Source organism: Variovorax sp. GW821-FHT10D07 (assembly GCF_059415325.1).
Genome location: NZ_JBWKMZ010000003.1, coordinates 208831 through 223983 on the forward strand (window position 1 = coordinate 208831; position 15153 = coordinate 223983).

At 72.0% G+C, this 15153-nt stretch carries 11 protein-coding genes; 3 read left to right on the forward strand and 8 right to left on the reverse strand.

The genetic code is table 11. The annotated features are described in order from the left end of the window. Nucleotides 1–23 precede the first annotated feature (23 nt). Nucleotides 24–680, reverse strand: a complete 657-nt coding sequence (locus AC07PU_RS11380) for a histidine phosphatase family protein (protein ID WP_495317536.1) — start codon at nt 678–680, stop codon at nt 24–26. A 120-nt stretch (nt 681–800) separates the two neighbouring features. Here AC07PU_RS11380 and AC07PU_RS11385 point away from each other — a divergent pair, with 120 nt between their 5' ends. Further along, nucleotides 801–2888 (forward strand): ATP-dependent DNA helicase, encoded by a 2088-nt coding sequence (locus tag AC07PU_RS11385; protein WP_495317538.1) that lies wholly within the window; start codon nt 801–803, stop codon nt 2886–2888. Next, nucleotides 2885–4282, forward strand: coding sequence for a DUF7017 domain-containing protein (locus AC07PU_RS11390; RefSeq protein ID WP_495317540.1), 1398 nt, complete (start codon nt 2885–2887; stop codon nt 4280–4282). Before AC07PU_RS11385 ends, AC07PU_RS11390 begins: the two co-directional genes overlap by 4 nt. Nucleotides 4283–4294: 12 nt before the next feature. On the opposite strand, the gene AC07PU_RS11395 is transcribed toward AC07PU_RS11390, so the two are convergent. The 4 genes from AC07PU_RS11395 to AC07PU_RS11410 form a co-directional block, all read right to left on the reverse strand. Next, nucleotides 4295–6682, reverse strand: a complete 2388-nt coding sequence (locus tag AC07PU_RS11395; RefSeq protein ID WP_495317542.1) for a penicillin acylase family protein — start codon at nt 6680–6682, stop codon at nt 4295–4297. A gap of 110 nt (nt 6683–6792) precedes the next feature. After that, nucleotides 6793–7374: a glutathione S-transferase family protein gene (locus AC07PU_RS11400; RefSeq protein WP_208510429.1), complete on the reverse strand. Its 582-nt coding sequence runs from the start codon at nt 7372–7374 to the stop codon at nt 6793–6795. 29 nt (nt 7375–7403) lie between these two features. Beyond that, nucleotides 7404–8036 carry a CDP-alcohol phosphatidyltransferase family protein gene (locus AC07PU_RS11405; RefSeq protein ID WP_093344709.1) on the reverse strand — a complete coding sequence of 211 codons (633 nt, stop codon included), beginning with the start codon at nt 8034–8036 and terminating at the stop codon, nt 7404–7406. A gap of 93 nt (nt 8037–8129) precedes the next feature. Then, on the reverse strand, nt 8130–9119 hold the full coding sequence (locus tag AC07PU_RS11410) for a helix-turn-helix transcriptional regulator (RefSeq protein ID WP_495317545.1): 990 nt from the start codon (nt 9117–9119) through the stop codon (nt 8130–8132). Nucleotides 9120–9207: 88 nt separating this feature from the next. Between AC07PU_RS11410 and fauA the strand changes: the two genes are divergently transcribed. After that, nucleotides 9208–11400, forward strand: a complete 2193-nt coding sequence (gene fauA / locus AC07PU_RS11415; RefSeq protein ID WP_495317547.1) for a TonB-dependent alcaligin siderophore receptor FauA — start codon at nt 9208–9210, stop codon at nt 11398–11400. A gap of 13 nt (nt 11401–11413) precedes the next feature. On the opposite strand, the gene AC07PU_RS11420 is transcribed toward fauA, so the two are convergent. From AC07PU_RS11420 to AC07PU_RS11430, 3 genes are all read right to left on the reverse strand, one after another. After that, a complete protein-coding gene (locus AC07PU_RS11420; RefSeq protein WP_495317549.1) occupies nt 11414–12151 on the reverse strand; it encodes a glutamine amidotransferase in 738 nt (245 codons plus the stop codon). A gap of 20 nt (nt 12152–12171) precedes the next feature. Continuing rightward, nucleotides 12172–12948 carry a DeoR/GlpR family DNA-binding transcription regulator gene (locus tag AC07PU_RS11425; RefSeq protein ID WP_203201563.1) on the reverse strand — a complete coding sequence of 259 codons (777 nt, stop codon included), beginning with the start codon at nt 12946–12948 and terminating at the stop codon, nt 12172–12174. Between the two features lie 83 nt (nt 12949–13031). Continuing rightward, nucleotides 13032–15146: a phosphocholine-specific phospholipase C gene (locus AC07PU_RS11430; RefSeq protein ID WP_495317551.1), complete on the reverse strand. Its 2115-nt coding sequence runs from the start codon at nt 15144–15146 to the stop codon at nt 13032–13034. Nucleotides 15147–15153: the final 7 nt, after the last annotated feature.

Sequence of the window (15153 nt, forward strand, 5' to 3'; positions counted from 1 at the left end):
TCGCGCGCGGCGCTCGGAGAACCCTAGGCCAGCGCGGCGTCGCCGTCGGCATGCCGCAGCAGCGGCGTCACGGCCCATGTGGGGCCGCTGCGGTCGAAACGCAATGGCTGCGCGTTGCCCAGCAGCCCCAGGTCGACCGGCACGCCCAGCAGCGCGGCCAGCGCATAGAGCGTGCCGCCGTGCGCCACCACCAGCACCGGCGCGGGCTGGGCCAGGGCCTCGGCCAGCGCGGCGCGCTTGCGCGCGACGAACTGGGCCAGGGTCTCGCCGCCCTCGGGCTCGCAGGCCCAGTCGATGTTGGCCGAGGAGGTGCCGATCAGCGCGCCGAAGTTGCGCTCGCGCAGCACGGCCTGCGCCGTGGGCACCAGCTTGAGCGCGCTGCCCACGGCGTGCGCGGTGTCGAAGGCGCGCCGCGCATCGGAGCAGACGATGGTGCGGATCGGCTCGCCCGCCAGCAGTTCGGCCGCGCGCGCGGCCTGCTGCAGGCCGAGCTCGCTCAGCGGCTCGTCGGTGGCCTGGAAGATGCGCTGCGCGTTGCGGCCGGTCTGGCCGTGGCGCAGGAAGTAGAAGTGGTCGCAGGCCGGCGCCAGCGGCTGGGCGGCGGCGAGGGCGATCAGCTGGTCGAGGCCCGAGGGCCGGTGGGCCGTGGCGGTGGGAGAGGCGGTGCTGGAGAGGGACATGGGTCGATTCTGTGGATGAAAGGTGCCGCACTGGAAGAGTCGGGCTCTCGCCCCGAACGGGCCGTGGCGGTGGATTCAATAACATACGCGGTTTTTCTTACTTTTCCTGGCGATCCCCGCATGCATGAGATCTCGTTGACGCCGTCGCAGGCGACGGCGCTGCAGCGCCTGAAGGACTTCCTGCGCGGCGATTCGTCGTGCTTCCTGCTCCGAGGCAGCGCCGGCACCGGCAAGACGACGATGGTGAGCGCGCTGCTGGCCCACCTCGATGCCTCCCAGCGTCCCCACGCTTCGCTGGCACCCACGGGCCGCGCGGCGCGCATCCTCGGCGCCCGGACCGGCTCGGCGGCCGGCACGCTGCATCGCGGCATCTATCGCCTCGAGACGGTGGAGGTCTTCGAGGACGCGCAGACGCGCAATGACCCGGGCATCCGCTTCCTCTATCCGCTGCGCACCGACGATCCCGCCGACACGGTGTTCATCGTGGACGAATCCTCCATGGTCGGCGACAAGGCCGCGGAGGGCGACGTGCTGCGCTTCGGCTCGGGCCGGCTGCTGGCCGACCTGGTCGAGTTCGCGCGGCTGAGCCGCCCGGGACGCGACCCGGCGCGCGGCGCGCGGATCGTGTTCGTGGGCGACCCGGCGCAGCTCGCCCCCGTGGGCGACAACCGTTCGCCAGCGCTGTCGTCGGACTACCTGCGCGAGACCTTCGGCCTGCGCTGCGAGTCGCACGAGCTGACCGAGGTCATGCGCCAGTCCTCGGGCAGCGCCATCCTCGAGCGCGCGACGGCGCTGCGCGATGCGATCGCCCGCCAGGATTTCAACGCCTTCGATCTCGCCGAAGCCGGTGACGGTGCGGCGCGCGAGATCCGGCACCTGCCGCTCGCCGAGGCCCTGGACCACGTGGCGCAGGCGTTCCGCAGCCGCGCGAACTCGGTGCTGGTCACCGGCACCAACGCGATGGCGCTCGAGCTGAACCGCGCGGTCCGCGCGCGGCTGTGGGGCGACGAGCATGCCGCGCCGCGGGCCGGCGACCTGCTGATGGTCAACCGCAACGCGCCGATGGCGCAGTTGATGAATGGCGACCTCGTCAAGCTGCTGGCCACCGACGCCGAACCGGAAGTGCGCCAGGTGCCGATCCGCGGCGAGACGCAACCGGTGGCGCTGCGGTTCCGGCGCATGACGATGGCCTATCGCAACGCCGACGGCGCGGTGGTGCAGGTCGAGGAGGTCGTGCTGGAGAACCTGCTCGAGTCGCGCGACCGGGAGTTGTCGCCGCTCGAACTGCGTGCGCTGCTGGTGGACTTCCGCCAGCGCCATCCGCAACTGCAGCCGAAGAGCGCGGAGTTCCGCGCGACGATCCGCCAGGATCCGTACTTCAATGCGGTGCAGATTAAGTACGGCTATGCGGTCACCTGCCACAAGGCGCAGGGCGGCGAGTGGGACACGGTGGTCGTGCACTTCCCGGACGCCAATGCGGGGCGCAACGAGGCCTTCTTCCGCTGGGCCTACACGGCGATCACGCGCGCGCGCGGCAGCTTGCTGCTGGTCGATCCGCCGCGCTTCAGCCGCCTTGGCATCGACTTCGGCGAAGCCGTCGCGGCGCCGCCACCCGTCACGGGCGCGCAGGCCGAAGCGCCGGACCCGCAGGACGATCCCGACTGGGACCGCTACTCCTTCAACCCGGGGCAGGAGCTGCTGTTCGCCCACCATCTGCGGCTGCGCGCCGCGCTGTCGGCCGCGGGCGTGGGCATCGTCCGCCAGCAGCATGCGCAGTACTGCCAGAAGTACTGGCTCGAGCGCGGCGGTGCGCGTGCCGCCCTTCAGTATTTCTACAAGGGCGACCAGCGCGTGGGCAGCATCGTCGCGATGCCCGGCGCGCCCTGCGATGCCGCACTGCTGAGCGAGTGCCTGGAGGCCGTGCAGGGCGCGCTGTCGATGGCACCGCAGGCCGCGCCCGATGCTTTCCTCGACGACTTCAGGCGCGAACTCGAGCGCGCCGTGGCGGCCGACGGGCTGCGCATCCTGAGCGCGGAGCCTGGCAGCTATCGCCTGCGCATCACCTTCGAGGGCGACGGGCGGCGCGGCCAGGTCGACTTCCACTACGACGGCAAGAAGCGCTGGACGCGTGCCACCGAGGTCGGCGGACCCGGCGGCAGCCGGGGCATCTTCCAGCAGGTGAGCGGCGCCGTGGACGCGGCGCGGTGAGCAGCGGCCCCGAGATCACCCGGCTGCGCAAGGAAGGCCGGCTGAACGAGGCGCTGGCGCAGGCGCGCGCCGGCCACGCCGCCGCGCCCGGCGACATCCACGTCCAGCGCGCCTATGGCTGGGTGCTGCACGCCTTCCTCAAGCAGGAGATCGAGGATTTCGAGCGCCAGCGCGTGCCCGCGCCGCAGTTCGCGCGGCGCTTCGAAGGCTGGCTCGACGAATACCGCGTCTTCGGTGCGAACGAGCGGCCGAACCTGCTGTATTCGCAGGTGCTGAACCAGGCGGTCAAGGCGAGCCGGGCCTGCCCGGGCTTCCTCGCTTTCGCGCGCTGGTGGGAGCCGCGCCATCTCACGGCCGACGACGAGAAGCCCTTCACGCTGCCCGACGGCAGGCAGGCACCGAGCCTCGAAATGCGGCTGCATTACGCGATCGGGCGGGCGCTGTCGAGCCCGTCGACGGACGGCGACCGCGAGCTGCTGGACTGGGCAGAGACGCAGCAGCGCGCAGCGCTCGAACGCCATCCCGACGACCCCTGGCTCCACTACTACCGCAGCAAGCGGCTGCTCGACGAAGGACTCGTCGAGGAGGCGCGGCGCTGCCTCGCGCCGGTGGTCCGGCGCCAGCGCAAGGCCGCATGGGCCTGGACGCTGCTGGGCCAGACCTTCGAGACGCAGTCGCCGAACGAGGCGATCGCCTGCCATGCCGAGGCGGTGCGGCTGGCCGTGAAGCCGATGGAGGTGGCCAACACCCGCGTGTCGCTGGCCGACCTGCTGGCGCAGCAGGGGCGTTTCGACGCCGCTGCGATCCAGGTGCATCACGCGCTCGCCTACCGCGTCGACCACGGCTTCCGGATCCCGCCCGCGCTGCAGCAGCTTGCGGGTTCGCGCTGGTTTGCCCGGCGCGGCGACCTCGCGGCGCTGGCCGACGAGGCCGTGGCGCCGGGCCAGGCGGCCGCGATCCTGCAGGCGCTCGACGAGCGGCCGCTGTCCTGGCGCGCGGGCGTGGTCGACAACCGGAACGCGCCCAAGGCACTGGTGCATGTCGCGTTCTCGATGGCGGAGGGTACGGTGCTGCACTTCGATGCCTTCGAGGGCGTCGAGCAGCTGCAGCCCGGGGCGATCGTCGAGCTCGGCTATCTCGGCAGCGAGCGGCGGCCCAGCCGTTTCCGGCTATCGGCGCAGCCGGCGATCGCGGGCTTCTGCCGCGCGCTGTCGGGCAGCATCGAGCAGCGCGAGGGACAGGCTTTCGGCTTCCTGCTCACCGAGCGCGGCGAACGGGCGTTCGTGCCGCCGGCCCTGCTCGCACAGACGAGCACGCCACAGGCCACTGGCATCGCCTGCCTCGCGAAGGACCGCAAGGGCACGCCGGGCTGGCGCGTGCTCGCCTGGCGCTGAGCGCCGCCGGACTCAGTACGCGAACTGCAGCGGCCGTCCCTCGCGCTGCGCCTCGACGTCGGCGCGGTGGAAGGGCAGCGCGTGCCACTGCTTGGCCGCGAACAGCGGCAGCTGGTCGTAGGCGCGCGGCGAAGCGAGGTCGCTGCTCTGGCCGTAGGTCAGCAAGCCCTGCGCCACCGGCCCGCGCTCGTCGAAGCCCACCACCTGGATGTAGCTGCTGCCGTAGTTGACCTGGTAGCCCTTCGGGTCGATCAGCGACTGACCTTGCGACTCGAGCTTGTTGAGCACGCCCTCGAACTCGTCGCCGCCATGCAGCGCGATGCGCTGGCCGCGCACCTCGCGCGACTGCGGCACGCCCAGCGGCACGTCGGCCGCGAAGCCCGCGGTGCGCAGGATGCCGACCGCGTCGCCCAGGGCCTTGAAGACTGCGGCGCGGGTGGCGGGCGCGGCCATGTCGAGGCCGGCCGGCGTGGTCACGGGCTGCGCCGGGTCGAAGGGCAGGCGCCAGACCTTCGGGATGTCCTTGGCCTTGCGCCAGAACTCGCGGAACAGCGCCGCGCCCTTCGCGTCGGCGTTGCTGGTGCGGTCCCAGGCCGCGAGCACGCGGCAGCCCAGCGCCTGGTCGACGTCGAGCGCGCCGCCGGCGGCCGCGCAGGCGGCCTGCAGGTCGTCCATCACCAAGAGGCCCGCGAGGTTGCGGTCGCGGAAGATCACGCTGCGCAGCTCGGCCGCGCCCATGCGGTTGCCGGGCAGGCCGTCGGCGCCCGCGAGCCGGCCCTCGATCTCGAGGATGCCGCTGCGCGTGCGCAGCCGCTGCGGCACGCCCACCGGCCCGACCAGCGGCGACACGCCCGCCATCGGCGCGATGCGCGGATTGCTGAGCCAGTAGCTGTCGTTGCTGTTCTGCACCCAGTCGGGCGTGACCACGACGGGCATGCGCACGGGCGCGATGAGGCCCGGCGACGCGGCCGTGGCATCGCGCTGCCAGGCGCAGGCGGCGCGCGAGCCGTCGAGCACGGCGAGGCCGGCCGCGTTGAGCAGCGCCGCGGCGCCCGGCGAGGGCGCGCAGGCGCGCAGCTGCTCGGCCGAGACGTCGGGCACCACCGACAGGTCGGCGTACATCGCGTTGCCGTCGCGGTCGGCCGCGATGGTGTTGATCCACGGCATGCCCTGGTTGCCCATCGCGGCGCGCAGCTCGGCCACGTTGCGCGCTTGCGCCATGCCCATCCAGGCCTCGGCCGAGCGCACGTTGAGCGTGTTGGCATCGCGGATCGCATAGGCGCGCTGCGCGGTCCAGCCCAGGCCGGCCTTGGGCAGCGCGATCAGCGGGCCCCATTCGCTCTCGTAGAAGGTGTGCTGCAGCGCCGGCGCGCCATCGCTCGCCGGCAGGCTCACGGTGCGCGCTGTCATGCGGCGGCGCTGGCCGTCGACGATGTAGACGGTCGGGTCGGCCGGATCGAGCTGCAGCTCGTAGAGCGTGAAGCGCTTGCCGGTCGACACGGTGTGGGTCCAGGCCACGTCCTTGTTGAAGCCGATCGCCACCACCGGGCTCAGGCCGCCGGTGGCGCCCATCACGTCGACGCGGCCGGGGATCGTCAGGTGCAGCTGCCAGAAGCGGTTGGTGCCGGTCCATGGGAAGTGCGGGTTGCCCAGCAGCAGGCCGCGGCCGTCGGGCGTGGCGTTGCGCCCGAAGGCCCAGCCGTTGGAGCCGAGCTCGCCGCCCTCGGGGTTGGCGTTGAAGCTGTGGCGGCCGATCTCGGCCACGGCCTGGTCGAGCGGCACCGGCGCCGCGCCCGTGCGCGCGCCCGGCGCGGGCGGCACCGCCTCCAGCACCGCGCCCGCGAGCGCGCCCAGGCCGCCCTGGATCATCGATTGCTCGGTGGCGCGCGCCAGGTCGGCCGCGGTCATCGGCCGCACCCAGGGCTTGCCGCGGCAGGCCGCGGGCAGGCCGTTGGGGCCGGCGTCCTGCAGGTAGCGGTTGTAGCCGGCCACGTAGCCGCGCATCATGGTCTGCACCTCGGTGCCGGTGGTGGCACCGGCGCGCGCGAGCGCGGCGTCGTCCATGTGGTAGCGCACGAACAGGTCGATCTGCGCGTTGGGCATCAGGCCCAGGCCGAAGGCGCCGCGCTCCTGCGCGCCGAAGAAGCGCGAACGCTCGCCGCGCATCGTCACCAGGTGCTCGGCGGTCTGGCAGACGTTGTCCTGCGCATGCGCGTAGGCGGCGCCGAAGGCCAGGCCCTCGTAGTCGGGCGCGGTGACGTGGGCGATGCCGTAGGTGGTGCGCTCGATCGTGACCGCGCGCCCCGAGGGTGGCGGGGCGCTGGCGCAGCCCGCGAGCAGCAGGGCGGCGGCGAGCAGGGAAAGGGGAAGGGTGGCTGCCTGTCTCTTGGTGTTGTGCATGGTGGTGCGGCGCGAAGCCTTCGTTGGAAAACAGCGGGGGACCGAGCGTAGGCCCGCCTCTGCCGCGCCACCTGTCGCCGGCGCGGCAGCCGGCGCCGGAACGTCTCGCTTCAGCCGAAGCGCATGCCCTTCGGGCGTGCCTGCAGCCGCTCGACGTAGGCGTCGATCCGGGGCCGGTTGGAACGGCCGCCGAAGGCGCGCAGGTAGATGAACATCGAGCCGATCATCACGTCGGCCGCGGTGAACTGCGCGCCGAACAGGTAGGGGCCGTCGCCGAGCTCGCGCTCGACCGCGTCCTTGGCCTCCTCGAAGTCGGTCCAGCCGCGCGCGCTGTTGTTGCTGCGCAGCTTGAGCATGCTGTCGCCCATCGCGGGCTCGAGCTGCGCGGTCGAATAGACCATCAGCGACAGGAAGCGGCCGCGCTCGGGCGTGCCCACGGGCGGGGCCAGCTTCTTCGCGGGGTACTTCTCGGCGATGTAGAGGCAGATGGCCGCGTTCTCGAACAGCCGCGTGGGGCCGTCGACCAGCGCGGGCAGCTTGCCGGCGGGGTTGATCTTGCGGAACTCGGGCGTCTTGTGCGCCTTCTCGCGCAGCAGCGTGGGCACGATCTCGTAGTCCACGCCGGCCTCGTCGAGCATCCACTTGGCGACCTGCGCGCGGCTGTGCGGGTCGAAATACAGCTTCATGGTCATGAGGGTGTTTTCCTTGGGTTGGTGCTGGCTCAGAACTTCGGGATGCGCAGCGTCTTGCTGATCATCAGCGTGCCCGAGAGCGCGAACAGCAGCGCCATCGGATGCAGCTGCCACGGGCCCACGCTCCAGGCGCCGCCCCACAGCGCGTCGCCCAGGCGGCCCTGCGAGGCGGCCCACGCGAGCACGCCGACCAGCACCACGCTGGTCGGGATCGGCGTGCCCTCGAAGTACTTGACCTTGTCGCCGCCGGCCGAGAGCGATTCGGCCGTGACGTTGAAGCGCGCGAGCCGGCTCACGCCGCAGCAGACGAAATAGACCAGCGCCACGCAGTCCCAGCCGCCGTCGAGCCCGGCCGCGAAGCCCAGCGCGGCCGGCGCCACGCCGAAGGAGATGATGTCGGCCAGCGAATCGAGCTCGCGTCCGAGCGCCGAATGGGTCTGGCGCCAGCGCGCGATGCGGCCGTCGAACACGTCGAACACGAAGGCCGCGGGCGCGAGCGCGGCGGCCCAGTAGAAGTGGGTGAGCGACTGGCTCGCCATGTAGGCCATCGCGAGGAACACGCCGCCCACGCCGCAGGCCGCGTTGCCGAGCGTGAACACGTCGGCGAGGTGGAAGCCGCGGATCATCGAGAAGTGCTTGCGCACGGGAGCGGGGCGGTTCATGGAGCCTTCTGGAACTGCGGAAATGCGCCGAACCTTAACCGAAGCGCCGGGGCCCCGATGTAGTCGCGCTCCGACGCGCGGGCGCGGACGGCGTCAGCGGCGTTCGCGGCCGCTCGGCGCCACGCCGAAGCGCTTGCGGAAGGCGGTCGCGAAGTTCGTCGCGTGGCGGTAGCCCACGAGCTGCGCGGCCTCCTGCACGCTCAGGCCCTGCGCCAGCCGTTCGCGCGCGAGCGCCATGCGCCGCTCGTGCAGCCATTCGAAGACCGAGCACTGGTAGGCGGCGCGGAACTTCAGGCGCAGCGTGCTCTGGCTCATGCAGGCGAGGCGGGCCAGCGCCTCGAGCGTGTGGTGTTCCTCGGGCGCGTCGTGCAGCCGTTGGCGCACGCGCTCGAGCAGCTGACGCTCGCGCGACGACGGCAGCGGTGGCGCCATCGGCGATGCATCGGCCAGCGCATGCGCGAGCAGCTGCAGGCCCACGCCCTGGCACAGCAGCGCCTGCAGCGGGCCCTGCCACTGGCCGCCGAGCACCTGCTCGATGGCCTGCACGAGGTGCGGCGGCACCGCCCAGTGGCGCGGTCGCCCGGCCGGCGAGCGCAGCGCGGCGGCGATCAGCTCGTCGAGCTGCGCGTCGCCCGTGCCGAGCGGCGCGGCGGCCGACACGTTGATGCTGCGCAGCCGCTGGCGTGCCGGGTGGATGCCGGTCATCGACAGCCCGTCGCCATAGGCGGCGCTGAGGCCGCCGTGCGTGCGCATCGGCACGCTGTCGCCGCGGCCCAGCGCGGCCTGCGCCTGGCCCTGCAGCACCACGATGGCCGAGAACCGCGGGCTCGCCTGCGAGGTGGCTTCGTAGTGGTGGTGCACCACGATGTCGGAGGCGGCCAGCGTCAGGCCCGGGCCCAGCGCATGCGTCTCGACGCGGCCCTCGGCGATGCACAGCGCCTCGGGGTCGCGCGGTGCGCCCGACAGATAGGGCAGGCGGTAGCGGAAGCCCGCGTCGCGGCCGAGCCGGTCGAAGTCGGCGGCGCTGAAGCGGCGCGGCGAAACGCCGGGCGCGAGGGCCGCTTCGCTTTCGGCGCCCGGCATACGTTTGCCGCGCTTCGGCATAGGTCGGTGCATCGCCAGATAGTAACAATTCTCATTTGTCGCTAAACCCTTTGTCCTCACCGCCGCCATGCCGACTGCCTTCCGTTCTACCGCGCCGTTCCGGCGCCATTCCCTGCACCTGCTGTTCGGCGCGGCGCTGCCCTCGATGTCCGCGCTGGCGCAGGCACCCGATGCCGGATCGAGCGCCGCGCTGCCCGCCATCGAGGTGACCGGCACGGCCGTCAGGCCCACCACCGAGGGCACGCAGTCGTACACCACGAAGGCCGCGCGCACCGCGACCGGCCTGCAGCTCTCGCCGCGCGAGACGCCGCAATCGGTCAGCGTGGTCACGCGCCAGATCGTCGAGGACCAGGGCCTGCAGACCACGGGCGACATGCTGAACAGCGTCACCGGCATCTCGATCACGCGCAGCGACGCCAACCGGCTCTCGGTGTCGGCGCGCGGCTTCGCGATCGACAGCTACCAGTTCGACGGCCTCGTGAGCCCGGTGCTGTCGCCCTGGTCCTTCGGCGAGAGCAACCTCGACACCGCCATCTACGACCGGCTCGAGGTGGTGCGCGGCGCCACCGGCCTGATGACCGGCGCGGGCAATCCGTCGGCCGCGATCAACTTCGTGCGCAAGCGGCCGCTGCGCGAGTTCGCGGCCTCGGCCGGCGTGTCGGTGGGCAGCTGGAATTTCCGGCGCGCCGAGGTCGACATCTCGGCGCCGCTCACGCAGGACGGGCGCATCCGCTCGCGCCTGGTGGCGGCCCATTCGGACGGCGACAGCTACACCACCTTTCTAGGCAACCGCTCGAACACCTTCTACGGCGTGCTCAGCGCCGACCTGACGCCGGCCACAGAGCTCACGCTGGGCTTGAGCAAGCAGGACACCGTGACGCGCGGCTTCGGTGCCGGCTTCCCGCTGTTCTATACCGACGGCCGGCGCACCGACTTCGACCGCTCCGTGGCCAGCAACACGACATGGACCCGGGCCGAGACCGACACCACCACCGCCTTCCTCGACCTCACGCACCGCTTCGCCAACCGCTGGACCGCGCGCCTGGCCTACAGCCACGCCAGCACCGACATGATGATGAAGCACCTCTACCGCGGCGGCGCCGTCAATGCCTTCACCGGCGCGATGAGCGTGGCGCCGTCGTACATCTACTACGACGGCGAACTGAAGCGCCGCGCCGTCCACGCCACGCTCGGCGGCCCGTTCCGCCTGCTGGGCCGCGACCACGAGTTCTCTCTCGGCTGGATGCGCTTCGACGACCGGCTCGACCTGCCGCAGTACCGCGCGCTGAACCAGCCGCCGATCGGCAGCTTCTTCGACTGGCGCGTCGACCGCATCGCCGAGCCGCTGTGGTCGAGCGTGCCCTCGCAGGCCGACACCATGCGCGCGCGCCAGGACGGCGCCTATGCGTTGGGGCGCTTCTCGCTGGCCGATCCGCTGCACCTGATCGTGGGCGCGCGCGTGAGCAACTGGAAGACCGATCAGAACTACTTCGGCGCCATCCGCAGGTACGAGCACCGCGACCGCATCACGCCCTATGCGGGCCTGCTCTACGACATCGACGACACCTACACGGCCTACGCCAGCTACACCAGCATCTTCAAGCCGCAGAACAACCGCGACGCGGCCGGCGAGATCCTCGACCCGGTGACCGGCAAGAGCTTCGAGCTGGGCCTCAAGGCGGCCTACGCGGACGGCAGGCTCAACGGCGCGTTCGCGCTGTTCCAGACGCGCCAGGACAACCTGGCCGAGGCCATCGCCGGCCAGACCGCGGGCGGCGTGCCCAACACCCAGGCCTACCGCGCGGTGGCCGGCGCGAAGGTGGAGGGCGTGGACCTCGAACTCAGCGGCGAGATCGCGCGCGGCTGGAACCTCGCGGCCGGCTACACCCACTTCCGCGCCCGCGCCGCGAACGGCACGCCGATCAACACCGGGCATCCGCGCAGCCAGCTCAAGATCTTCAGCAGCTACCGGCTGCCGGGCGACTGGAGCGCGCTGACCGTGGGCGCGGGCGTGAACTGGCAGGGCCGCGCCTACGAGACCGTCATGGCGCCGCCGGCCAACCGCTCCACCGTGGTCGCGCAGTCGGGCTATGCGCTGGTGAGCCTGATGGCGCGCTACGAGATCCGCAAGAACGTCTCGGCCACCCTGAACATCAACAACCTGACCGACCGCAAGTACTACTCGCAGGTGGCCTTCTTCAACCAGGGCTGGTACGGGTCGCCGCGCAACGCGACGCTGTCGCTGCGCGTGCAGTACTGAAGCGGCAGGAGGCTCAGAGCCCCTGGCGCGCCTCGGCGATGCGTGCGAAGCGGCCGAGCAGTTGCGCGGAATCGCCGGTGGCCTGCACGCGCTCGCGCAGCGCCTCGGGGTCGAGCCCGGCCGTCTTCAGCGGGCCGGCCAGGCGATCGATGTAGTCGCGCATCGCGTGGGCATCGAACTCGGGATGGAACTGCACGCCCCAGGCGCTGTCGCCGACGCGGAAGGCATGCACCGGGTCGTGCGCGCTGCCGGCCAGTCGCACCGCGCCTTCGGGCAGGCGCAGCGCGCTCTGCCAGTGCACCGCGTGGGCCGCGAAGTGTGCCGGCAGGCCGCCCAGCAGCGGGTCGGTGGCGGCGGCCTCCTCGAGCACCACGCTGACCGTGCCGATCTCCGGGCCGCGCGGATGGTCGCCGGCCTCGCCGCCGAGCGCATGCGCGAGCAACTGGTGGCCATAGCAGATGCCAAGCACCGGCGTGCCCTGCGCCACGGCGCGCGCGAGCCAGCCGGCGGTGTGTTCGCTCCAGTCCTCGCGGTGCGACACCATCGCATGCGAGCCGGTCAGCACCGCGCCCGCGATGGCGGCGGGATCGGGCAGCGTGTCGCCGCGGCGCGGATCGATCACGGCAATCGGCAGCGTGTCGCTGGCCAGGCCGTCGGCGATCCAGTGCTCGAAGTCGCCGTGCGTCTCGCGCAGGGCGTCGAAGGTGTCGCCGAGCTTGACGATGACCAGGGGACGGGGATGGATTTCCATCCCGCGATGATGCCAAAGCCTCAGGCCAGCACCACGCGCTCGCAGGCGCGGCGCAGCGCCGGCAGCGCCGGCATGTCGCGCGATGCCGCATCGGTGACGACCACGTCGATGTCGGCGCTGCGCGCATAGGTGACGCGGCTGGCCTGGCCGATCTTGGCGTGGTCGGCCAGGATCACGAGCTGCTGCGCCTGCTCGGCCATGGCGCGCGCGATCGCCGCCTCGTGGTGCTCGAAGCTCATCGCGCCGTGCTTGGGATGCATCGCCACCGGCGACAGCAGCGCCACGTCGGCGCGGTAGCGGCGGATCTCCTCGACCGTGCCGGCGCCGCAGGTGGCCTGGGTCTTGACGTCGATCTCGCCGCCGAGCAGCACGGTGCGCCCGCCGGTGTCGCGGCCCTCGGCCGCGCCCGCGAGCTTGAGCGCGATGCTCAGCGAGTTGGTGATGACCGTCATGCCGCTGAGCGTGGCCAGCGCCTCGGCCAGCAGCGCGGTGGTGCTGCCGGTGTCGAGGAACACGGTCTGGCCCGGTTCGAGCAGCGCGATCGCGGCCCGGGCGATGGCGCGCTTCTCGCGCTGCCGCGCCACCAGCCGCACCGCCAGCGGCGGCTCGGGTTCCGCGCCCGTGGCCACGGCGCCGCCATGCACCCGCCGCAGCTCGCCCAGGCCCTCGAGCTCGAGCAGGTCGCGGCGCACGGTTTCGCGCGAGACCGCGAGGTCCTGCATGATCCGCTCGACGCTCAGGCGCGAGAAGGTGGCCAGCAGGCTGCGGATGCGCAGGAATCGTTCTTCTTGGAGCATGGGATGCCGATGGGAGAGGGAGCGATGGCGCCGGTGGCGGACCGGCGCCATTGTGCGGGAGGCGTGCGGGCGGCGCGTGACGCTCAGCCCGCTTGGCCCATCGCCGGATCGCTGATGCCGTGGCTGCCGTTCTCCACGCGGCCCGCGAAGCGGCGCAGGTAGCTGGTGCCGTCGTCCACGTTGGCCGTCACGCTGAAGTCGTACCAGTGCTTCGCGGGTGCCAGGTCCCACTTCTGCACCACCACCTGGCCCGGCGCGAGCGCGAAGGTCCACGGACCGTCGGTGCGGTAGGCATTCGGCGCCACCGTGACGGTGCAGCTGATGTTGCCGAGGTTGTGCATTTCCAGGTGCACGTCGCCGTTGGCGGCGTCGTAGCAGACGCGCACCTCGGGCAGCGCCGTGCCGCCCGCGAGCGCGGCCGGCAGCTTGCCGCCGAAGCGCCGGAAGTAGCCGTTGGGGCCGAACACCGAGAGGTCGTAGCGCCCGCCGGCCGCCACCGCCCAGGCGTCGTTGAGCAGCTTGCCGGGCTCCACCGTGTAGCGGCGCGGCACCTTGTCGAGCGCGAGATGGTCGTAGACATGGAACACCGCGCCCGCGCCGCCGGTGTTGCCGAACACCAGCCAGAACTTCTGCTGCGCCACGTCGGGCCGGCCGCTGGTGTGCAGCTCGTAGGGCAGGGCGCGCGAGTAGCGCACGCCGGTAGCCTGCTGCGGCAGGGTGCCGGTGCCCGGCGCGGGCGCGACCGGGGTGGGCAGCAGCAGCTGCTTCGCGATGGCATCGTCGGCCGCCTTGCCGTCGATGTGCGGCAGCGCGGGCAGCGCCGCATTGGGCGTGGCGAAGTCGAAGCAGGTGCTGAGGTCGCCCGCGACCGCGCGCCGCCAGGGGCTGATGTTGGGTTCCATCACGCCGAAGCGGGTCTCGAGGAAGCGCACCACCGAGGTGTGGTCGGCCACCTGCGAGTTGACCCAGCCGCCGCGACTCCAGGGCGACACCACGTACATCGGCACGCGCCAGCCCATGCCGAAGGGCGAGCCGCGGTAGGGCGCCTTGAGGTCGTTGCGCTCGCCCAGCGTCGACACCGTGCTCATGCCGGCCTCGCTGCCGTCGGCGTTCAGCGAGGGGATCGAGGGCGGCGGCATGTGGTCGAAGTAGCCGTCGTTCTCGTCGAACATGATGAACAGCACGGTCTGGCTCCAGACCGCGGGATCGGCCGTGAGGGCGTTCAGCACGCGCTCGGTGTACTCGGCGCCCCACAGCGGCGATGAGGGGCCGGGATGCTCCGAGTACTTCTCGGGCGCCACGATCCAGCTCACCTGCGGCAGGCGGCCGGCCTTCACGTCATCGGCCAGGGCGTCGAGCGAGCGCGTGGACAGGCCGCGCGCCTTGAGCGAGCGCTGCGCCTCGGTCGGCTCGGCCGCGTAGTAGGCCTTGCGGAAGCTGGTGAAGCCTTCGAGCGGGTTGTCGGTGTAGTTGTCGGCCATGTCCTGGTAGATCTGCCAGCTCACGCCGGCCTGTTCCAGGCGCTCGGGGTAGGTGGTCCAGTCGTAGCCGGGCGCGTTCGCGAGGTCGTCGTTCGAGTTGTCGATCGCGGGACCGCCGCCCTGTCCCAGCGGGTCGTTGGTGCCGCTCCAGAGGAACAGGCGGTTCGAGTTGGTGCCGGTGAGTTCGCTGCAGTGGTAGGCATCGCACAGCGTGAAGGCATCGGCCAGCGCGAACTGGTAGGCGATGTCGCTCTGCGTGTAGTAGCCGAGCGCGCGCGCCGTCTTGGCCGCCACCCACTGGTTCATGCGCCCGCCGTTCCAGGCCTGCTGGCCGTCGGACCAGCTGTGGGCCATGCCGGTGGTGCGCTGCGCGCTGGTGGCGGTGGTGTCGTAGCGGAAGGGCACGCAGGTGCCGCTGCCCGAGGTCGGCGGCTGCTGCCACACCGGCTTGCCGTTGGCCAGCGGCACCGGGAAGCGGTCGCCGAAGCCGCGCACGCCGCGCAGGGTGCCGAAGTAGTGGTCGAAGGAGCGGTTCTCCTGCATGAAGATCACGACGTGCTTGACGTCGCTGATGGTGCCGGTCTCCTGCGTGGCGGGAATCGCCAGCGCGCGGCGGATGCCGGGCGGCAGCAGGCCGAGCGCGGCGGCCGCGCCCGCGGTGGTGGCGGCGCCGCGCAGGAAGCCGCGGCGGGAAGGGGATGCTTGCTTGTCGCTCATGGTGTTC